We start from the raw sequence: 20,062 nt of genomic DNA on the forward strand, positions 1-20,062 counted from the left end.
CGATCGGTGATCGAGTCTTCCCCCGGGCCCGCCCGGCGAGTGGTGGTCGTCGCCTGGTTCGCCGTGGTGTGTTTCGTACCGGTGTGGCTGGGGGTGCAGATCCGGTTCCCCGTCATGCCCGCGGTGCTGGTGGGCGTGGTCCTGGTCGGCGTCCTGGCCCTCCTCCGTCCCGTTCGTCCGAGTGGGCTCGGTGTCGGTGACCTGCTGTTCGCGTCGTTGCTCGTGTGCTGCGCGGTCCCGGCGGTGACCGGGCACGTCGCCCCCGACGACGTGTTCATCCTGGTCAGCCAGTGGACACTCGGCTACGTGCTGGGGCGTCTGATGCTGACGCGGGTCCCGCTCGGCACGGTGTACGGGGTGGCCACCGGGGTGTTCGTGCTCGTCGGACTCCTCGCCGTCGCCGAGTTCGTCACGGGGACCAACGTGTTCACCCAGCTGGTCCGTGACGGTCGGCTGTACGAGGAGTGGGGGACGCTGCAGGAGCGGGGCGGGTTCCTGCGGGCGGAGGGGGCCTTCGGGCACTCGCTCGCGCTGGGCGTCAGTACCGCCATCGCCGTGCCGTTCGTGCTGGGGTCGGGTCTGCGGGACCGGTGGAAGGCGGTCGCGCTGGCGGTGCTCGGTGCGGCCGTCGTGGTGACGTTCAGCCGGACGTCGATGCTGTGCTTCGTGTTCGCGACCGGGCTGGTCCTGCTCCTGGGCGGGCCGGTCGTGGGTCGGTGGTTCCGCGTCGGTGTCGTTGGTCTGGGCTGCGTCGCGGCGCTCGCGCTCGCTCCGTTCGTCGGGTCGGTGTTCACCGCCGCCGGGAGCGAGGCGACCGAGAGCGGCGAGTATCGGGGCGACCTGCTGGAGCTCGTTCCGACCATGGTCGCGTTCGGGAGCTCCCCTGCTCGTCAGGTGGTGGGCGAGGGCGCGGTGTACTACCGCGCCTACCACTCCATCGACAACGCACTGATCCTCTCCGGTCTGCGGTACGGCTGGGTCCCGGTGGTCGTGATGGTGGTGGCATGGCTCCTCGCCGTGGTGCAGGTGCTGAACCGGCGGGCCACCATGCCGGTGTTCGCGCTGGTGGCGACCGCCCCGGCTCTGGTGACCGTCGCGTTCATCACCCAGTACGAGATCTACGTGTTCTTCATCGCCGGGCTGGCCGCCACACCGATGTGCGTCGACCAGCGGTGGCGCACGCAGGAAACGAACGGCTCGCGGACGCCTCCGGCGGCCCTCACCGCTGCGGTCGCAGGCGACGGGCGGTGACCAGCCCGGCGACCGTGCCGCGCACCGCGGCGCGAAGCGGCCGCAGGGGGCGGCCGAACTGGCGGCGCCCGCCCTGGAGGAGGACGTCGTGAGCGGCCCGTACCGCGCGCCTGCGCCACCGGCGGAGGTCGGCGTCGTCGAGCAGCTTGGCGGCGAAGAGGAGCCGGTTGCGGATGTTGTAGTAGTAGTAGAGGTCGGACTTGCCGCGGGCGTGACCGCGCCGGTCGCTCTGTGTCCCACCCTCGTCGTGGACGGCCTCGGCGTCGTCGACGACGATCAGCTCGGCGCCGGCGCGGGTGGCGCGGACGGACAGGTCGACGTCCTCCCAGTAGAGGAAGTAGTCCTCGTCGAACCCGCCGAGCTCGTCCCACAGGGCCTCGCCGACGACGAAGCACGCGCCGGAGATCCAGGGCAGGACCCGCGTGTCCGGTTCGCTCCGGAGCGGCCCGTGCGAGCCGGAGTCCAGCCGGAGGTGGGAGCCACGGCTCCAGACCGACCCGTCCGGGCGGCGCACCACCGGCGCGACGAGGCTCCACGGGGTGCGCGCGTGGCGCTCCCACAGCGCCGCGAGGTCCGAGCCCGCGATGCGCGCGTCGGGGTTCAGGATCAGGAACGTTCGTGCACCGAGCGCGCGGGCGTGCGCGACGCCCAGGTTGATCCCGGCACCGAACCCGAGGTTCGCCTGCGGAAGCACCGTGTGCCAGCCCGTCTCCTCGGCGAGCCGGCAGAGCCGGGCGCGCTCGTCCGCCGTCGTCGGGTTGTCGACGACGACCACGAGTGGGTCGAGCTCGGGGCGGCCGATCCCGCGCAGGTTGGCCAGCAGCATGTCGTGGGAGCCGTAGTTGACCACGACGACGGCGAGACGGTCCTGCATGGCTGGTTCTCCTCGTACGGACCGGTCCCGGTGTCGGGGAGCCGGTCGCGGTGTGTCGATCCGATGGAAGGGAGTGGGGGATGAGCGTGCGGTGCGCATCGCCACAGGTGGTCATCGCGGTGCTGACGTTCCGTCGACCCGACGATCTCGCCGAGGTCCTGCCCGCGTTGGTCGAGCAGGCCAGGTCGGTCCAGGCCCCCGGCATGCGCGTCGAGGTGCTCGTGGTGGACAACGACCCGCAGGGTGGCGCCGAGCCGCTCGTCCGTGGGGTGGCCGACGACCACTCGCGGATCGGCACGTCCGTCCGCGTGCGCTACGAGAACGAGACGGTCCCCGGGATCTCCGCTGCACGCAACCGTGCGCTCGACGCCGCGCGGGACGCCCGTCTGCTCGTGTTCATCGACGACGACGAGCGCCCCGGCCCGGGCTGGCTGGCCGATCTGCTGGCGACCTACCGCAGCCACGACTGCGCCGCGGTGGTGGGGCCGGTGGTGTCGCGTTTCGTCCGCGAGCCGGACCCCTGGGTGCGGGCGGGCCGGTTCTTCGACCGTCGCCGGATGCCGACCGGCACCGCCGTCGAGGTGGCCGCCACCAACAACCTGCTGCTCGACCTCGACGTCGTCCGACGTGCCGGACTGCGCTTCGACGAGGCGTTCGGCATCTCCGGCGGGGACGACACGATGTTCACGCGACAGCTGCATGCGGCCGGAGGTCGGATGGTGTGGTGCGACGAGGCCGTGGTGACCGACGTCGTGCCCACCTCGCGGGTCACTCGTCGCTGGGTCGTGCTGCGCGCGTTGAGCAGCGGGAACAGCTGGGGCACGACCTCGGTCGCGCTGCTCCGCGGGGCCGGTGTGGGCCGGCGCCTCCGGACACGGGTGCAGCTCACCGGGGCCGGTGCCGTGCGCGTGGTGGGCGGGCTTGCGCGGGCGGCGGCCGGCACCCTCGCGGGTTCCGCCGGCCACCAGGCCCGTGGTGTCCGCACGCTCGCGCGCGGTGCGGGGATGGTCACGGGTGCGTGGGGCTGGTCCTACCTCGAGTACCGGCGCCGCTGAGGTCACGGTTCGCCACCCGGCTGCGCCGGCCGGCCGAGCGCGACCCGGTACAGCCGGCGATGAGCGTCCCCGGCGCCCTCCCAGGAGCGGGCCGAGAGGTCCGGTGCCGCACCCGGCGGCGCGGCGCGCACCGCGGCGAGCGTCGAGGTCAGGGTCTGCGGGGTGAGCGTGTCGTCGAACAGGTGCACCCACCCGGCGCCGACCTCGGCGGCGAGCAGCCGGTTCACCGGGTTGTCGGGGACCAGGACCGGCGTCCCGACCGACAGCGCGGCGAGCGAGGCACCCGAGTTGTGCATGAAGCGGTACGGCAGGACCACCAGCTCGGCCGCCGCGAGCTCGGCCACCAGCTCGCCATCGTCGAGGTGACGCAGGCACAGCCCGACCCGGGGATCGGCCGCGGCGAGGGACTGCAGGCCGGTGCCGAGCTCCACCGACGACGGGTGCCCACAGACCCGCAGGCTCAGGTCCGCGTCCTCGGTGGCCACGAACGCTGCGACGAGGTCGTCGACGCCCTTGTAGCGACGGACCCAGCCGGCGTAGGTGATCCGTCCCGGGACGGTCGCGGGCCGTGGGAACGGGGCGAACCAGTCGCGGTAGTGGCCGTGGGCGATCCGTGCGACCGGGAGGCCCGGGCGGACCGGGGTGAGCGGATTGAGCACGATCACGGCGCGGGTACGTCGTTCGGTCAGCCGCAGGAGCAGGCGCTGGGTGCGCGACAGGCCGGTGGGGAGCCCGATGTTGTGCAGCGTGCGCACGATCGGGCTGCGGGTCAGGGCCAGCCGGGCGAGGAGCAGCAGGTAGAGCGCCTGGCGGACAGCGTCCTTCGGCCGGCTCCGACCGCTGATCAGCGATTCGGGCCAGTGCGCGTGGAACAGGTCGATCCGGCGGGTGAACGCGGCGCGGTAGGAGAACGACAGCACCTGCACGTCCGGCAGCCCGGTGAGCGCGTCGTGCAGCTGCACGATGTAGGGGTTGGTGGTCGCGCGCGGTCGCGGGAACGACATCAACACCGTGAGCGGGCGGGACGTGGTCACGGCCGCTCCAGGGCAGGGCGGTCGGCGCCGTCGCTCGGAGACTGCTGTGTGCGCCGCCGGGTGAGGTCGCGACGGACGTAGCCGAAGTTGGGCAACACCTGGCAGACGAACACGGCCACTGCCGAGCCGAGAACCGGCCCGGCGGCCCCGAGCGGACCGATCAACCACCACGACACTCCCAGGTTGAGCGGGACCAGCACCAGGATGGGCAGGATCTGGAAGCGCAGTCCACGCTCGTCGGTCATGTACATGCCGAGCGGGTACTTGGCAGCTTCGACCGTGACGAACAGGACGAAGGCGAGAGCGAGGGTGGTGGTGAGCGTGATCTTGTCGCTCGCGACGATCGGGGCCACCCAGGGCAGCAGGAGCGCCAGGCAGCCCGCGCCGGCGAACCCGCCTGCCGCGAACCCGGCCGCCATCGTGACCGGCGATCGGATCTGCCCGTCAGCGCGTGCGCGCGCGAACACCGGCCAGAGCGCGATGCCGGCCGCGTACACCGTCTGCAGGACGAGACCGAACAGCTGCGCTGCGAGGGTGTAGCGGGCCAGCTCGTCCCTCTCGGACAGGTGGCTCAGGAGCAGCCGGTCGGTCTGCATCGCGATCGGGAGCGCCAGCATCTGCACCAGCTGCGGGACCGCCACCCCGAACACGGGGGTGGTGTGTGCCGTGCGCAACCTGGGGACGTCCCGGACCGCGCGGCCCATCTGGGGCCGCAGCGCTCGGGCTGCCAGCCACATCCCGACGGCGGCGACCGTCGTCGAGGCGAGGTAGGACAGCAGCGCGAGGCAGGTGGCCACCCGCAGGTCGGACACGGTGAGCACGAGCAACGACACCAGGATCAGCGGTGCGGCCATGCCGCTGACCAGGACCTGCACGTGGTTGCGGGACAGCCCGTTGAGCACCCGCTGGCCGATCCCGAGGGGAAGGGTGAGGGCGAACACGACGACGCACAGCAGCGCGGTCGTCTCGCCCCCGCTCATGAGCCCGTTGCCCAGCAGGGTCCGCCACAGCCCCAGCGCGCTCACGGTCGCACCGATCAGCATGATCACGAGCGCCGAGCAGATCAGCAGCCGTAGCGAGGCCACGAGCGTGCCGCGTACCTCGGGGTCGGTCCGCGGGTCGTCCGATCCGGCGACGCGGTTGACGATGGCGGCCGACACACCGAGGTCGGCGAACGGGACGAGTGCGGTCAGGGAGGCGATCAGGGAGAACTGGGAGTAGGCGTCGACCCCGTACTCCGTGATGATCAGGCGGGCGGTGAGAACGCTCAGCGGCGCGGCGCACAGCATGACCGCGGCCTTGGCCGCCACGTTGCGTCCGACCAACGTCCACCACACCGGGGCGGTGGCGGGGGAGTGTGCGGTGCTCACCGAGTTCGCGGTCCCTCCGGAGCCGACGTCGGTTCGGGGGCGGGTTCCGCGGTGAGTGGCCGGTCCTCCTCGGGGGCCGCGACGGATGCGCCGGCGCTGGACGGAGAGGGGGTGGCCGGGCCCTGGTGGGCGGGCCACTCGCTGCGGCGGCCCATGGTCAGCACCGAGCCGAGCAGCCGCGCCGACAGGAGCCCGAGCCGGTCGGCTGCGCTCCTGACGTCGTCAGCGGTGCTGCGGCCGTGGGCGGCGACGAGGACCACTCCGTCACAGGCCGAGCCGATGACGGCGGCGTCGGCGGCCGCGAGTACCGGTGGGAGGTCGACGAGGATGTGGTCGTAGCGGTCGCGCATCGCGTCCAGCAGGTGGTGCACGACCGCCGGCGTCGTCATCGTCGCAGGACCTGTGGACGGCGCCGGGCTCGCCAGCACGTCGACCGGCCCGCGCGGTGACCGGACGATCGTCTCCCCGGTGGTCGCCTCGCCGGCCGGGCCGCCGGCCCAACCGACGCCCTCGGGCACCTGGAACAGCCGGTGCTGGGACGGCTGCCGCAGATCGGCGTCGATCACCAGGACCCGGTTGCCGGCGACGCCGAGCGCCAGGGCGAGGTTCGCCACCGTGGTGGAGGTGCCCGCCCGGGCCCGCGCCCCGGAGAACGCCACGACCGTGGCGGCCGGTCCGGGTACGAGGTGGGCCACCACCGCTGCGAGCGAGCGGTGGGCCTCTGCCACCGGTGAAGACGGCCGGTCCAGGACGGCCAGCGATCCGCGAGTCGTGCCGGGATCGCGGGGCACGACGGCGAGCGTCGGTGACCCCACCAGCCGTTCGAGGTCGTCGCCGCGCCGGATCGGCCGGACCACGGACTCCCTCACCAGCGCCGCGACCACCCCGGCGAGCAGACCGAGCACGACGCGGGGCAGCGCGAGGAGGAGCAGGCCGGGGCTCGAGGGCGTCGGCGGTGGGGTGGCGGTCCCCACGATGCGCACGGTGATCGGGGTACCGGCTGCACCGGCGGCCGGCTTCTCCAGTTCTGCCACGAGGTCGACGAAGGTGTCGGCTGCGGCGTTGGCGATCGCCGCGGCCTCGCCCGGATCGGTGGCGGTCACATCGAGCTGAATTGCGGTCGACTTGTTTTTATTGCGCGCGTCGAATGTGTCGATCAACTCGTCCGGGGTGTCCGGCAGTCGCAATTTGTCGATCACCGCGTCGGCTACCCGCGGCGAGGTGAGCAGATCGGTGTAGGTCGCCATGCGTTCCGTGGAGAGCTGGGCGCCCAAGAACGCGGACTGCGGTGTGGGGCCGGTGGCGACGACGTACATCGATGTCGACGCCGTGTATGCGGTCGGCAGCCATGCGTAGGCGAACAGCGAGCCGGCCAGGCCGATCGCCATGCCTGCAATGACGAGGACACGACTGTCTCGCAGCAGGATCCAGAGGTCGCGGACAGACAAGCGCGGTCCCTTCGCGTGCAGGGCGTTCCATCGGAACAGGAGTGGGATCGTGTGGATCTGGTGGTCGGGCGTCGGCGACGGTCCGTGTCCTAGTCATCGCTGGTCGTGAATTATCGGCCTGTCGATGCCGGAATCGTCATCACCGCTGGACATCGACACCTGGTTTATCGCAGTATCCACCACGTTGCCACCCGGGCACCAAATTAATCCGACGCTTCCCATTTATGTCAGGTCGGCTCCGGGTGTGCTGGTCTCCCGGTCCGCATTGTCTGCACACGTGGGCCGGGTATGCGCGAAAGGTTGGTCGATGCCTGCTCGTCTCCGAATGCGGTCCACGGGGGTCCTGGTGACACACCCGTCCGCTGAGCTGTACGGATCGGACCGCACGACGCTGGAGTCGGTGCGCGGGCTGCACGACGCCGGTGCGGAGGCGACGGCGGTCCTGGGGGCCGAGGGCCCTCTGCGGGACATGACCCACCAGGGGGCGTGGTGACCCCGAGCAGCCTCGTCGATCGTCGTGACGTGCCGCTGCGCTCGGTGCTGCAGCTGCTGCGTGCCGCGCAGAAGCCGCCGACCCCGGGCACACCGGCGTGGTCGCGTTTCGTCAACCGCCCTCTGGGGCGGGTCCTCGCCGCGGTGGCGTTCAGGGCGGGGATGTCGCCCACCCAGGTCACCGCACTGAGCGCGGTGTTCTCGTTCTCCGCGATCGCCGGGCTGGTCCTCGGCCCGGCCGGCCCGGCGACGGGGATCCTCTCGGCGGCCGGACTGATCATCGGCTACGCCCTCGACTCGGCCGACGGTCAGCTCGCGCGGCTGACCGCGACCAGCTCCCCGGCCGGGGAGTGGCTCGACCACGTGCTCGACAGCGCGAAGGTCCCGGCGGTGCATCTGGCGATCCTGGTGGCCTGGTTCCGGTCCGGTGAGGTGAACACCGGATGGCTGGCCGTGCCCGTGGTGTTCGCGCTGGTCGCATCGGTGCACTTCTTCGCGACGATCCTGACCGACCAGCTGCGCCGTGCCCACCCGCGGCCGGGCGAGGACGCGCCGCCTCGCCGGGCCGGCCTGGTGCGCGCGCTGGCCGTCGTCCCGACCGACTACGGGCTGCTGTGCGTCGCGGTCGCCGTCTCCGGGTGGCCCGCGTTCTTCGCCCCCGCCTACCTGCTCCTGCTCGTCGGGACCTCCGGCTACGTGCTGCTCGCACTACCGAGGTGGTTCCGCGACATGACCCGGCTCTCCCGTTGACCTGGCTCCGAGAACAGGACGTACCCGTGCACATTGCCATGATCGGTACCCGCGGCGTGCCCGCCCGCTACGGCGGGTTCGAAACCGCGGTCGAGGAGATCGGAACCCGGCTCGTCCGGGCGGGACACACGGTCACGGTGTACTGCCGTGGGGAGGACCGCAGCCCGACCTACCGCGGAATGCAGCGGGTCCGCCTGCCCTCCGTGCGCCGCTCGTCGATCGAGACGCTGAGCCACACCGCAGTGTCGGTCGCCCACCTGCTCCGGCACCGGGCGGACGTGGCCCTGGTCTTCAACGCCGCGAACGCCCCGCTGCTGCCGCTGATCCGCGCGGCCCGCATTCCGGTCGCCGTGCACGTCGACGGACTGGAATGGAAGCGCGCGAAGTGGTCGGGCAACGGCGCGCGCTACTACCGCGCCGTCGAGAAGGTCGCGGTCGGCCTCGCCGACGCGCTGATCGCCGACGCGGCTGCCATCGCCGCCTACTACCGCAGGCGCCATGCCGCGGACAGTGTGGTGCTGACCTACGGCGCCCCGATCATCGAGTCCGCGGACGCGGGACGGCTGGCCGAGCTGGGGCTGCGGCCCGGTGGGTTCCACCTCGTGGTGGCACGCATGGAGCCGGAGAACCACGTCGACGTCGTGGTCGCGGGGTACCTCGCCTCGCGCGCGAACAAGCCACTGGTCGTGGTCGGTTCGGTTCCCTATCCGAGCAGCCACGAGCGGCACGTCCGTGACCTGGCGGGCTCCGATCCCCGGGTGCGTCTGCTCGGGTCGCTCTGGGACCAGGAGCTGCTGAACTCCCTCTACGCCGGCGCCGCGAGCTACCTGCACGGCCACAGTGTCGGCGGCACGAACCCGTCGCTCCTGCGCGCGATGGGTGCCGGTGCGCCGGTCGTGGCATGGGACATCGAGTTCAACCGCGAGGTGCTGGCCGAGACGGGCCGGTGGTTCGCCTCCCCGGACTCGCTCGCGCGTGAGGTGGAGGCCGTCGAGGCCGACCCCGTGGCGGCGGCCCGGCGTGGTGCGGACGCCCGGCGCCGGGCGCGGACCGTCTACGACTGGGACGACGTGGCCGAGGGTTACGCGCAGCTGTGCGCGGACCTGCACGCCGGGCGACGCTCCCGACGCGGTCGCCGGGCCGGCGTCGCCCCGGCGGGGGTCCGGCGATGACGACCGTGGGCCGATCGCCGGACCCCGGCCCTCAGCGCGTGATGACCACGATGTCGGGTGCGTTCGTCGAGGTGATGGACAGCTTGAGCTGGTCGACCTGGTCGGCGGGGACGAGGAAGGCGTACGTGGCATCCGCCGACGCGCCGGGTTCGAGGGTGCCCGCCGGCTTGGACGGCGGGCCGCTGTTGGGGCTGGCCGCCTTGTCGGCGTACCGGGCGTTGACGTCGAGGCCGCCGTCGATGGGCTTCGGGGTCCGGTTCGTCAGCCGGATCGTCACCGCGGCGCCGGGCCCGGCGAGCTCTCCCGGCCCCTCGGCAACCAGCTGGACGGGCCGGATCGACGTCACCGTGACCTCGAGCCCGCCGAGGTTGGTGGGCGAGTTGAGCCGGGCCTGCGTGGTGGGGCCCAGCTCGGGCGGCGGGCCTCCGGGCGAGGGGGCCGAGGGTGCAGAGGCATCCGAGGGTGCCGAGGCATTCGAGGGTGCTGGGGCAGCCGAGGGTGCCGAGGCGACCGATGGTGCCGGGGCGGCAGTCGGCGTCGTGCTGTCCGCCGAGCACGAGCTGAGCAGGCCGGCTGCTGCAGCGGCGACCGCGGCGGCGACGACGGAACGCGTCGGGTTGCGCATGAGGCTCCTAGGAGTCGATCGGGTAGTGGACGAGGCCGCCGACGTTAGGCCATTTCGCCTCGGACAAAAGTCCACCGCCGCGAGATTAATGGAGACCGACATCCGCGCCGCCCGGCACGGACAACACTCTGACCAGGAATGGAGCAGGGAATGAGAAAGGTAGAAATGAGACCGAGAGGCTTATTCAGGCCCCGTGAAATAACGATCTAGCCCGGCGTGTCGGGTTGGGCGACAGCCCGTCCATCGCGAATATTGGTTTGCCGAATCAATCCGAGATGAACGGGCTGCCGCAGTATGTACTATACCACTGGTTTCCGGCGTGATGAAATTCAGGATCTTGTCGCTATAGTGTATGAGCAGGATCAGCGGGACGCGACGGAGGCACGTTTGTCTTGGCCGCCGGTTCTGGGGTTGTTCTGGTCGGTGGTGATCACGTTGGCGTATCTGCGCGGGAATCGTGTGCAGTGGGAGTTGGCGGAAACCTATGGGGTGTCGCAGTCGACGGTTAGTCGAGCGATCACGGGGGTGACACCGTTGCTGGCACAGGCGCTGCGGAGTGTCGTTCCGACGGCAGAGGAGCTTCGTGCCGATCGGCAGTACATCATCGATGGAACCTTGCTGCCCTGCTGGTCATGGGCCGCGGTGCCGGGTCTGTGGTCGGGCAAGCATCGCACCACCGGCGTCGTCGTCCAGGTCGCAGCCACCCTGGAAGGGCAGCTGTCGTGGATCTCCGACCCGACCCCAGGCTCCCGACACGACCTATATTGCCTCGACCAATCCGGCGCCCTCGACCACCTCGCCACATACCCCCCGATCGGCGATAAAGGATACATCGGGCGCGGCATGCTCACCCCGTTCAAAAAACCACCCGGCCGGGAACTTCTCGACTGGCAAAAAACATTCAACAAGAGCCTCAACCACACACGCGCCACCATCGAACGAGTCATCGCCCATATCAAAACGTGGAAAGTTCTCCACACAGACTACCGGCGGCCCTACGCCACATTTAAAACGACAATCTCGGCAGTCATCGGACTCATCTTCTACACACTTACCTGACGGAGCCTGAATAAGCCTCCATCAAGGACAACCGGGGGAACGATTTCTCGGCCTACCGGACGTCGAACCTGATGCAGTTCTCCCCGAGGTGGACGGTCGGCGACAAGGAGCTGAAGCAGGCGGTGTACAGCATCGCCGGCACCTCCGAGTACGTCTCGATGGGCGGCGAGTTCCGAGGTGTGCTGAACAAGTCCCAGCAGGGGCTCGTCCGTTTCGCCACCCACGCGAAGGCACCGAACGCCTACGGCCCGTCCAAGGAGGCCCCGGGAACCATCAAGGCCGATCGGATCACGACCGACGGCAAGGAGTCGGTGAAGGTGACCCTGTCGAACGCGATGTTCGACCCCGATGACACCGAGCTCACCTACGACCTGGTCCGCAACGACGACACGGCGAAGCCGGTGGCCTCGGGCAAGGCGACGACCCCCGGGTTCTGGGAGAAGGACAAGGGACGGCCGGTGGAGCTGACCGACCCGTCCCCGACCGGGGCTGCGGACAAGTACGTGATCGTCGCCCGCGACGGTGGCGGCAAGACCGCGTCGACGGACCCGGTGACGGTGGCCGCGCGGCCCACGCCGCCGACGCCCCCCACCCCGCCGACGCCCCCCACCCCGCCGACGCCGCCCACCCCGCCGGTGACCGGCCCGGACGGCGCGGAGAACTTCGCGGTCGGGCGTGCGGCGTCGATGTCGTCGACCTACGGGTTCTACAAGGGCATTCCGGTCGGCGCCAACATCGCGGTGGACGGCAAGACCGCAGGCAGCCTGCCCTATGGCGAGGTGATCCACACCGACAGGGGAGACGGCCGGGTGCCGGCCTGGTGGCAGGTGGACCTGGGGCAGTCACGCGACATCAGCAACGTCACGGTGTGGAACCGGACCGACGGCTACACCGAGCGGCTGAAGGACTACTGGATCTTCGTGTCCGACAAGCCCTTCGACACGTCCCTCACACCGGACCAGCGGAAGGCTCAGGGCGTCACCAGCGCCCGGGTGCAGCAGCAACCCCGCCCGTCGCTGACGACCTCGATGGAGTACGTGCCGACCGTGTCGGAAAGCATGCTCGGTACCGGCAAGCCCGCAGGCCCCAGCCGGGGCCGGTACGTCATGGTGCAGCTGGCAGATCCCAACGAGTTCCTCAGCCTCGCTGAGGTGCAGGTCTGGGGTCCGCCGAAGCGCTGACCGACGGGCCATCAGGTCCGGTGCGACTCGGCGGCCTGCGCTGCGGCGCAGGCCGCCGAGTTCGACACCATCCGGGTCGGGCGGCGAGTCCGAGGACGCGCCGCCCGGCCCCGGACGACGATCGCGTCGGCGATCAGCACCGCTCCGACCCCGACGCCTCCGGGCACCCGCCCTACCCCGTCCCTGGCTGAACCGCCGCCTGCTGCCATCGCCGCATGGTCATGTCCCGACCGTGTCGCGAGCGTGTCACGGTCGCGGGCTCACCGGTGACATGGTCACCGACGGTGTGCCGTCGATCAGTACTCGCAGGCCAGCAGACGCGGTTGCGTGCCGAGCTCGTAGAGGAACACCATCGCCTCCGTGTGGTCCGGCGTCATGAGGGTGCAGGCGATCTGCTGCTCGGCGAGCCGCCCGAGGGGCGTCCCACCGTTCCCGAGGGTGACGACGACACCCTGCTCCGAGCGTTCCGCACTCACCAGTGAGACGGACGGGGGTAGCGCGGTGCTCAGGCCGGCCGAGCGCTCGGCCGGCGTCGGGCCGTCGAGCAGGACGAGCAGCAGGTCGGCGTCGTCGACGGGGCCGACGAACCGAACCACCGGAGTCGGCTTCTCCCGGAACAACAGGTAGATCTCGCGGACGTTCGGGTCGATCTCGGACAGGACCTGGTCATCGGTCATGACCTGGGCCTCGACAGGTGCGGACGCCACGGTGTTCATTCCGCTGGGCCGGACACCACATCCGCTGACCAGCAGCAGGCCGGCCAGCCCCGCGGTGACGAGTGCCCGCCTCACCTGCGCCCCTCCGGGTACCGCGGCAGGCGCAGCGTGAACACCGCGCCACCGTCCGGGCCGTTCGCGGCAGTCAGCGTGCCGCCGTGCAGGTGGGCGTTCTCGCGGGCGATGGCCAGCCCCAGACCGCTTCCCTCGGAGCGGCTCCGTGACTGGTCGGCCTTGACGAAGCGCTGGAAGACGTCCTCCATCGAGCTCTCGTCGATGCCGGGTCCCGAGTCCCTCACCTGCACGGTCACGGTGTCGGCCGTGGCACTGGCGGTGACCAGCACGGGTGGCGCCCCGTGCCGCACGGCGTTGCCGACCAGGTTGGCCACGATGACGTCCAGCCGTCGCGGATCGATGACGGCGACGACACCGTCGGGCAGGTCGGTGTCGACCACGAGGCCACGCCGATCGAGGGTGGCCCGGATCGCGTCGGCGATGTCGACGGTGTCCACCCGCAGGGTGGCGGTGCCGGCGTCGAAGCGGGTCACCTCGATCAGGTCCTCGACCAGCCGGGTCAGGCTGCGGGTCTCGACGCCGATGAGACGGACCGCCCGAGCGGCGTCCTGGGGCAGCTGGTCCGCCGTGTCATCGAGCAGGTCGAGGACGGCGGTCATCGCGGTGAGGGGGGTGCGCAACTCGTGCGAGACGTCGCCGACGAACCGGCGTGCGTCGGTCTCCATACGACGGAGCTGGACGACATGGTCGCGGAGCGAGTCCGCCATCTCGTTGAAGGTCGCGGACACGGCGGCGAGCTCGTCACCGCCAGGTGGGACCGTCGCCCGCGCCTCGAGGTCCCCGGCACCCAGCCGAGCCGCGGTCTGCTGCAACGCCCGCACCGGACGCACCACTCCGCGAGCGGCGAACATCGCGAGTCCGAGCGCCACGACCACCCCCGCGGCGCCGACCAGCCAGGCGTCGCGAGCGAGATCGTCCACGACCTTCTCCTCGCCGGCCAGCGAGTCGAGCACGAAGACGCTGATCCGGGTCGACGGATCCTCGGGCGGTCCGGTCCCATCCTGCATGGACAGCTGGACACCCGTCACGAGCCAGGTGGCGTTGTCGTAGGCGACCCGCTGTGAGACCAGGTATCCGGCAGCGGCGGCGTCGCGGAGCTGGGGCGACACCACATTCTGGTCGAACCCGTAGGAGGCCTGGCCGTCTCCGCGGAGGACCAGCGCCTGGTGCTCGGTTCCGATGCCCATCCTGGCTCCGATGAAGGACAACAGCTCTGCTTCGGGCCGCACGGGGAGGGGCTTGAGCGACTCCACCTTGCGGAGGAACCTCGTCACCGCGATGTCCTGGGCCCGTTGCACGATGGCGTCTCGCGCGGTGATGTACTCGACGCCGGCGACGCCGGTGGCCACCGCGAAGCCGAGCATCGCGAAGGCGACCACCAGACGCAGGCGCAGGCCACGGAGAGGCCACGCGCGAACACCGTCGGGAGCCACCTGAGAATCGACGGTGCGGCCGGTCACGGTCCGCCGAAACGGTAGCCGAATCCGCGCACGGTCTGCACGACGGTGGGGGACGAGGGGTCGTCCTCGATCTTCGCGCGCAGCCGCTGCACACAGGAGTCGACGAGTCGGGAGTCGCCGAGGTAACTGTGGTCCCAGACCGCCGACAGCAGCTGCTGGCGGCTCAGCACACGGCCCGGCGCGTCCGCGAGCTCGAGCAGCAGCTTCAGCTCCGTCGGGGTGAGCGTCACGACGCGATCATGCGAGGTGACGACCAGAGCCTGCCGGTCGATCGTGAGCGAACCCTGTCGCACGATCTCGGGTCGGCCGTCGCTCATCACGGCTGGTCGCTCGGCCGTCCGTCGCAGAACGGCCCGGATGCGGGCGTCCAGCACACGACCGGCGACCGGCTTGACGACGTAGTCGTCGGCGCCGGCCTCCAGACCGGCCACGACGTCGATGTCGTCGTCACGAGCGGTCAGCATCACGATCGGGATCGACCCGGCTGCACGCAACCGCCGGCACACCTCGAACCCGTCGATGTCGGGCAGCATCAGGTCGAGCACCACGACGTCGTAGTCGCCCCCGGCGACCCGGGCCAGGCCCTCGGAGCCGGTCACGGCGCAGTCGACGACGTGGCCCACGTGGGTCAACGCGATCCGCAGGCCCTCGGCGACCGATGTGTCGTCCTCGATGAGCAGGGCCCGTGCCATGTCGACATCATGACGCACGAGCGGGCATGCCGCTGCCGGGCCGCCACTGCGGCCCGGTGGCGGGTGGTCGCTGACGCTGTTCATGGTCGGTGTGCGGTCGCCGGGGCGTCGCTCAGAAGGTGGCCGCGACCTCCATGACGTAGGCGCCGTAGCCGGAGGCGCCGTAGCGTTCCCCCAGCTTGTGGCAGGCGTCGGCGTCGATGAAGCCCATGCGCAGCGCGACCTCCTCGACGCACGCGATGCGCACGCCCTGCCGGTTCTCCAGCACGCGCACGTAGTCCGCGGCCTCGAGCAGGGACTCGTGGGTGCCGGTGTCGAGCCACGCGAAGCCGCGGCCCAGGTCGACCAGCCGTGCCGACCCCTGCCGCATGTAGACACGGTTCACGTCGGTGATCTCCAGCTCGCCGCGGGCCGACGGGCGCACCGACCGCGCGATGTCGACGACCTGCTGGTCGTAGAGGTACAGCCCGGTGATGGCTCGGTCCGAGCGCGGGGCTGCGGGCTTCTCCTCGATGGAGATCAGCCTGCCCTGTGGGTCGGCTTCGCCCACTCCGTAGCGCTGTGGGTCGCGCACGGGGTACCCGAACAGCACGCAGCCGTCGCCGGAGTTCAGGCCCTCGATGCTGCGGTGGAGCATCCCGGAGAAGCCGGGTCCGTGGAAGATGTTGTCGCCCAGCACCAGCGCCGAGGTGCTGTCCCCGATGTGGTCGGCGCCGATCACGAACGCCTGTGCCAGGCCGTCGGGGGAGGGCTGCTCGGCGTAGGTGATCTCCAGGCCGAGCTCGTCGCCGGTGCCCAGGAGCCGTCGGAAGTCCGGCAGGTCGGTGGGCGTGCTGATCACCAGGATCTCCCGGATGCCGGCGAGCATCAGCGTCGAGAGCGGGTAGTAGATCATCGGCTTGTCGTAGACGGGCAGCAGCTGCTTGGACACGACCCGGGTGAGGGGATCGAGGCGGGTCCCACTGCCGCCGGCGAGGATGATTCCCTTCACCGCTGCCCCAGAGCCGCGTGCGCAGGGCGGCCGAGCTGCGCGCCGGGACCCGCGTCGGACATCACGTGCCCGTCTGCGCAGACATCGGTGGGGTGCACCACGGAGCTCCTTCGGGTCTCGCGCAGCCCGCTCGTCGTAGCTGCCGTGGGACGGCGACGCCGTCCCTGAGGTCCGTCTCGTCGCCCCACGATGCTCGCGCGAGGTCATCACCGTGTGCTCGCCGTGTCGTGATTGCGTCACAGCGGCCGACGGGTCGCAGCAGGCCGGCACGGCGGACTGTGACGCCATCGCGACACGACGAGGACGAGGTGCGGACAGGGGAGGCCCACCGTGGGCGACGTCCCGGCCGACATGGGTCGGCCGACAGCCCCGATCCCCTGGAAGGTTCTCCACGTGCGGATTCTCGTTACCGGTGGTGCCGGGTTCATCGGCTCGAACTTCGTCCGGGCCGTCCTCGCCGACCGCTACGCGGCGCTCGCCGGAGCCGAGGTCGTGGTCCTCGACCTGCTCACCTACGCGGGCACCCTCGCCAACCTGACCGAGGTGCGCGACTCGCCGCGCCTGCGGGTGGTGCCGGGTGACATCCGCGACGCCGGGACCGTCGCCGCGGCGATGAGCGGCGTCGACGTGGTGGTCCACTGCGCGGCCGAGTCGCACGTGGACCGGTCGATCGAGGGAGCCTCCGAGTTCGTCTCGACCAACGTCGTCGGGACCCAGGTGCTGCTCCAGGCCGCGCTGGAGGTTCGCGTCGAGCGGTTCGTGCACGTCTCCACCGACGAGGTGTACGGGTCGGTGGAGACAGGTGCGTCGGTCGAGACCGACCCGCTCGAGCCGAACTCGCCGTACTCGGCGTCGAAGGCCGCCTCGGACCTGCTGGCTCTGGCCTACCACCGGACGCACGGGCTGCCGGTCTGCGTCACCCGCTGCTCGAACAACTACGGGCCGCACCAGTACCCGGAGAAGCTCGTTCCGCTGTTCGTCTTCACCCTCCTCGACGGTCGCCCGGTGCCGCTCTACGGGGACGGCCGCAACGTGCGCGACTGGCTCCACGTCGACGACCACTGCCGGGCCATCGCCATGGTGGCGGTCGGTGGCCGCCCCGGGGAGGTCTACAACATCGGCGGCGGGACCGAGCTCAGCAACATCGAGCTCACCCGCCGGCTGCTCGGACTGGTGGGTGCGTCGGAGGCGATGGTGGAACGGGTCGCCGACCGCAAGGGGCACGACCGCCGCTACTGCGTCGACTGGTCGAAGAACCGCGCCGAGCTCGGGTACCGGCCGCAGGTCGAGTTCGACGACGGGCTGCGGCGCACCGTCGAGTGGTACAGGCGCAACCGCGTCTGGTGGACGTCGACGAGCCCGGTCGCGGCCTGAGCGCGCGTCGAGAGCCGTACACGGTCCGGTGTCGAGATCGCCCGTACGGGACGCCACGGACATGTCGGTCGTCGCTATGATCGCCAGGTCTTCTGGGCGACGGGGAGAGTCATGCGGCCAGCCAGTGTGTACCCGGTCCTGTGCACGGACCGGATCGAACAGTCGAGGGACTTCTACGTCGACCGCCTGGGTTTCGAGACGACGTTCGAGGCCGACTGGTACGTCAGTCTCCGATCGCCCGGCTCCCGCCCGTTCGAGCTCGCGCTGATTGCCCACGACCACCCCACGCTGCCCAGCGCCTACCGCAGGCCGGTCCAGGGGCTCCTGGTGAACATCGAGGTCGACGACGTCGACGCCGAGTGGAAGCGAGTCGTCGTCGACGGTGGGGTGACGCCGGAGCTGGAGCTGCGGGACGAGCCGTTCGGGCAGCGGCACTTCATCGTCGCCGATCCGAACGGCGTCCTCGTCGACGTCATCACCCCGATCGAACCCTCGGCCGAGTTCGCCGCTCTCTACGCCGAGGACGCCACCACCTGAGTCACGGCCGGGCCCACCGCCGTGTCGGCGCGGAGCGCGTCGAGCAGGACGGGGACGATCGTTTCCGCAGCGGAGCTGCGGTACAGGTAGAAGTGACCGCCGTCGAACGAGAGCCTGCGGAAGTCCGACGTCGTCTCCACCGACCACAGGAACATGCGCTCGGCGATGACGATCGGGTCGTCGGTCGCGCAGAGGGCCACGATCGGGACGTTCGTCCCGTTCGGTGGACGTCGATAGGTCTCCAGGGCCTCCAGATCCGCCCGGATGGCCGGCAGCGAGGGACGGAGGAGCCCGCCAGGATCGGTGACTCCGTCGGGGGCGCCACCGATGCGATGGACGTGGCGGACCAGGTCGTCGTCGCTCAGCCGGTGCGAGTAGGGCGGCCGGCTGGGGAAGCACGGTGGCTGGCGCGCCGAGACGGCGACGAGCCGCGGTGGCATCCCGCGTCGTTCGAGCGCGCGGGTCAGCTCGTAGGCGAGCACGCTCCCGAAGCTGTGCCCGAGCACGACCGTCGGCAGCGGGTCGCGACCGGCGACCTCGTCCGCCAGCTGCGCCACGATGGGCCCGGTCCGGCGCAGCGGTGTCTCGGTCGAGCGTGTCCCACGACCCGGCAGGTGGGCGGCGAGGAGCTCCACGTCGGCCGGGACGAGGCCGATCCACGACCGGAACGCCGACGGCCACCCGCCTGCGTGCGGCAGGACCACGATCCGACCGACGGGCTGCGGCCGGCTCCGGCCGGTGCGGCGGCCGAGCGCGGCGAGCCAGCCGGTCATGACGCCACCGCCGGCGCGGCGAGCAGCGGATGACGGGCCTGCAGGTGATCGACGACCCGCCGCTGGTGCGGGGTGAGTCGTTGCCCGGGAAGGTTCTCCAGGGAGTGCAGGAACGGGTCGTCCGGGGCGGGCAGACCGGCCACCGCGGTCGCGACCGACAGCAGGAGGGTGGGCTGGTACCACGCGGAGTAGCCGCCCTCGTGTGCGAGGACGATGCGCCCGGAACAGAGCTCGTCGGCGAGGTCGCACAGAGCGCCCACGATCGTGTGGAAGGTGCGGCTGGTCGCCATCATCCGCCCCATCGGGTCGTGTCCGCCCGCGTCGAGTCCGGCCGCCACCAGGATCAGGTCCGGCCCGAAGGCCCTGGCGGCCGGGAGGACGAGCGACTCCACCGCCGCCACGTACCCGCCGTGTCCGGTGCCCGCGGGCAGCGGCACGTTCATGGTGGTGCCCGCGCCCGCTCCGGACCCGGTCTCGGCGGCCGTCCCCGATGCGGGCGGGAACAGTCCGTCCTGGTGCAGCGACACGTAGCAGACGTCGGGGTCCTCCCAGAACACGCGCTGCAGTCCGTTGCCGTGGTGCACGTCGATGTCGACCACCAGTACCCGGCGGGCGCCCTGCTGCTGGGCGACCCGGGTGGCCACGGCCAGGTTGTTGAACAGGCACAGCCCCATGGCCCGGTCGGGCTCGGCGTGGTGACCGGGCGGGCGTACCAGGCAGTACGCGCGCCGGTGCCGGCCGGCGAGCACCTCCCGGACGGCCGCGGTACAGGCACCGACGGCCAGCCGCGCGGCGGCTGCGCTGTGGTGTCCTGCCGGGGCGTACACCCCGGCATCGCCGCCGCCCCGGGCCGAGGTCGCCTCGACGCGGTCGACGTGCTCGCGCGTGTGCACGAGCAGCAGGTCCGCATCGGGTGCGGGGGAGGGGGTGTGGCGGGTGAACCGGTCCAGGACGCCCGACAGCCGGACGAGCCCTTCGGCGCGCCGGAGGTCGGGGTCGACGGCGAACTGGCGCAGCGGCTCCACCCCCGGTCCGACGGGAAGGTGACCGCTGCCCGCACCGGGGTCGTGCCAGAAGCACAGCTCGTGCGAGAACCACGCCGTCGGCGGCCCGGCCGGCCCACCCGCGGTCAT

At 71.2% G+C, this 20,062-nt stretch carries 21 protein-coding genes; 9 read left to right on the forward strand and 12 right to left on the reverse strand.

Annotated features, from left to right (window positions below; translation table 11 throughout):
* The first annotated feature begins 6 nt into the window (after window positions 1–6).
* The gene (locus KPL59_RS25375) at window positions 7–1,251 is read left to right on the forward strand and encodes a hypothetical protein (protein WP_226362257.1); all 1,245 of its coding nucleotides are present in this window, start codon (window positions 7–9) and stop codon (window positions 1,249–1,251) included.
* On the opposite strand, the gene KPL59_RS25380 is transcribed toward KPL59_RS25375, so the two are convergent.
* Window positions 1,220–2,125 (reverse strand): glycosyltransferase family 2 protein, encoded by a 906-nt coding sequence (locus KPL59_RS25380; RefSeq protein ID WP_020628291.1) that lies wholly within the window; start codon window positions 2,123–2,125, stop codon window positions 1,220–1,222. The genes KPL59_RS25375 and KPL59_RS25380 overlap by 32 nt on opposite strands.
* 80 nt (window positions 2,126–2,205) lie before the next feature.
* On the opposite strand from KPL59_RS25380, the gene KPL59_RS25385 reads away from it, so the two are divergent.
* Window positions 2,206–3,180 carry a glycosyltransferase family 2 protein gene (locus tag KPL59_RS25385; RefSeq protein WP_226362258.1) on the forward strand — a complete coding sequence of 325 codons (975 nt, stop codon included), beginning with the start codon at window positions 2,206–2,208 and terminating at the stop codon, window positions 3,178–3,180.
* A gap of 2 nt (window positions 3,181–3,182) precedes the next feature.
* Here KPL59_RS25385 and KPL59_RS25390 read toward each other — a convergent pair whose 3' ends face one another.
* The 3 genes from KPL59_RS25390 to KPL59_RS25400 are packed head-to-tail and all read right to left on the reverse strand — an operon-like array spanning window position 3,183 to window position 7,032.
* Complete coding sequence (locus KPL59_RS25390) at window positions 3,183–4,214, reverse strand: hypothetical protein (RefSeq protein ID WP_226362259.1); 1,032 nt, start codon at window positions 4,212–4,214, stop codon at window positions 3,183–3,185.
* Complete coding sequence (locus tag KPL59_RS25395) at window positions 4,211–5,584, reverse strand: oligosaccharide flippase family protein (protein WP_226362260.1); 1,374 nt, start codon at window positions 5,582–5,584, stop codon at window positions 4,211–4,213. Before KPL59_RS25395 ends, KPL59_RS25390 begins: the two co-directional genes overlap by 4 nt.
* Window positions 5,581–7,032, reverse strand: coding sequence for a polysaccharide biosynthesis tyrosine autokinase (locus tag KPL59_RS25400; RefSeq protein ID WP_226362261.1), 1,452 nt, complete (start codon window positions 7,030–7,032; stop codon window positions 5,581–5,583). Before KPL59_RS25400 ends, KPL59_RS25395 begins: the two co-directional genes overlap by 4 nt.
* A 346-nt stretch (window positions 7,033–7,378) precedes the next feature.
* Between KPL59_RS25400 and KPL59_RS25405 the strand changes: the two genes are divergently transcribed.
* From KPL59_RS25405 to KPL59_RS25415, 3 genes are read left to right on the forward strand one after another with little or no spacing between them, the layout of a single operon-like run.
* Window positions 7,379–7,525, forward strand: coding sequence for a hypothetical protein (locus tag KPL59_RS25405; protein ID WP_226362262.1), 147 nt, complete (start codon window positions 7,379–7,381; stop codon window positions 7,523–7,525).
* Window positions 7,522–8,274, forward strand: a complete 753-nt coding sequence (locus KPL59_RS25410; RefSeq protein ID WP_226362263.1) for a CDP-alcohol phosphatidyltransferase family protein — start codon at window positions 7,522–7,524, stop codon at window positions 8,272–8,274. The genes KPL59_RS25405 and KPL59_RS25410 overlap by 4 nt, the downstream gene beginning before the upstream one ends.
* Window positions 8,275–8,300: 26 nt before the next feature.
* A complete protein-coding gene (locus KPL59_RS25415; RefSeq protein ID WP_226362264.1) occupies window positions 8,301–9,446 on the forward strand; it encodes a DUF1972 domain-containing protein in 1,146 nt (381 codons plus the stop codon).
* Window positions 9,447–9,477: 31 nt separating this feature from the next.
* Here the strand turns inward: KPL59_RS25415 and KPL59_RS25420 are convergent, their stop codons facing one another.
* Window positions 9,478–10,071, reverse strand: coding sequence for a hypothetical protein (locus tag KPL59_RS25420; RefSeq protein WP_226362265.1), 594 nt, complete (start codon window positions 10,069–10,071; stop codon window positions 9,478–9,480).
* 294 nt (window positions 10,072–10,365) lie between these two features.
* Here KPL59_RS25420 and KPL59_RS25425 point away from each other — a divergent pair, with 294 nt between their 5' ends.
* Both KPL59_RS25425 and KPL59_RS25430 read left to right on the forward strand, forming a co-directional pair.
* A complete protein-coding gene (locus KPL59_RS25425; RefSeq protein ID WP_226359944.1) occupies window positions 10,366–11,130 on the forward strand; it encodes a transposase in 765 nt (254 codons plus the stop codon).
* Window positions 11,131–11,252: 122 nt separating this feature from the next.
* Window positions 11,253–12,311 (forward strand): hypothetical protein, encoded by a 1,059-nt coding sequence (locus KPL59_RS25430; protein ID WP_226362266.1) that lies wholly within the window; start codon window positions 11,253–11,255, stop codon window positions 12,309–12,311.
* Window positions 12,312–12,322: 11 nt separating this feature from the next.
* Here KPL59_RS25430 and KPL59_RS25435 read toward each other — a convergent pair whose 3' ends face one another.
* From KPL59_RS25435 to rfbA, 5 genes are all read right to left on the reverse strand, one after another.
* Window positions 12,323–12,478 (reverse strand): hypothetical protein, encoded by a 156-nt coding sequence (locus tag KPL59_RS25435; RefSeq protein ID WP_226362267.1) that lies wholly within the window; start codon window positions 12,476–12,478, stop codon window positions 12,323–12,325.
* 129 nt (window positions 12,479–12,607) lie between these two features.
* A complete protein-coding gene (locus tag KPL59_RS25440) occupies window positions 12,608–13,102 on the reverse strand; it encodes a hypothetical protein (protein ID WP_226362268.1) in 495 nt (164 codons plus the stop codon).
* Entirely contained in the window at window positions 13,099–14,481 is a 1,383-nt protein-coding gene (locus KPL59_RS25445) for a HAMP domain-containing sensor histidine kinase (protein WP_226362269.1), read from the reverse strand. Before KPL59_RS25445 ends, KPL59_RS25440 begins: the two co-directional genes overlap by 4 nt.
* 77 nt (window positions 14,482–14,558) lie before the next feature.
* On the reverse strand, window positions 14,559–15,254 hold the full coding sequence (locus tag KPL59_RS25450) for a response regulator transcription factor (protein WP_226362270.1): 696 nt from the start codon (window positions 15,252–15,254) through the stop codon (window positions 14,559–14,561).
* A gap of 112 nt (window positions 15,255–15,366) precedes the next feature.
* A complete protein-coding gene (gene rfbA, locus KPL59_RS25455; RefSeq protein WP_226362271.1) occupies window positions 15,367–16,245 on the reverse strand; it encodes a glucose-1-phosphate thymidylyltransferase RfbA in 879 nt (292 codons plus the stop codon).
* Window positions 16,246–16,638: 393 nt separating this feature from the next.
* Here rfbA and rfbB point away from each other — a divergent pair, with 393 nt between their 5' ends.
* Both rfbB and KPL59_RS25465 read left to right on the forward strand, forming a co-directional pair.
* Window positions 16,639–17,619: a dTDP-glucose 4,6-dehydratase gene (gene rfbB, locus KPL59_RS25460; protein WP_226362272.1), complete on the forward strand. Its 981-nt coding sequence runs from the start codon at window positions 16,639–16,641 to the stop codon at window positions 17,617–17,619.
* A 111-nt stretch (window positions 17,620–17,730) separates the two neighbouring features.
* Complete coding sequence (locus tag KPL59_RS25465) at window positions 17,731–18,156, forward strand: VOC family protein (RefSeq protein WP_075333341.1); 426 nt, start codon at window positions 17,731–17,733, stop codon at window positions 18,154–18,156.
* Here the strand turns inward: KPL59_RS25465 and KPL59_RS25470 are convergent.
* Window positions 18,132–18,929 (reverse strand): thioesterase II family protein, encoded by a 798-nt coding sequence (locus KPL59_RS25470; RefSeq protein WP_226362273.1) that lies wholly within the window; start codon window positions 18,927–18,929, stop codon window positions 18,132–18,134. The two genes, KPL59_RS25465 and KPL59_RS25470, sit on opposite strands and share 25 nt — an antisense overlap.
* Window positions 18,926–20,062 carry a class II histone deacetylase gene (locus tag KPL59_RS25475; RefSeq protein WP_226362274.1) on the reverse strand — a complete coding sequence of 379 codons (1,137 nt, stop codon included), beginning with the start codon at window positions 20,060–20,062 and terminating at the stop codon, window positions 18,926–18,928. The genes KPL59_RS25470 and KPL59_RS25475 overlap by 4 nt, the downstream gene beginning before the upstream one ends.

The sequence above is a fragment of the Pseudonocardia sp. ICBG1142 genome, assembly GCF_020496255.1.
Taxonomy (GTDB): Bacteria; Actinomycetota; Actinomycetes; order Mycobacteriales; family Pseudonocardiaceae; genus Pseudonocardia.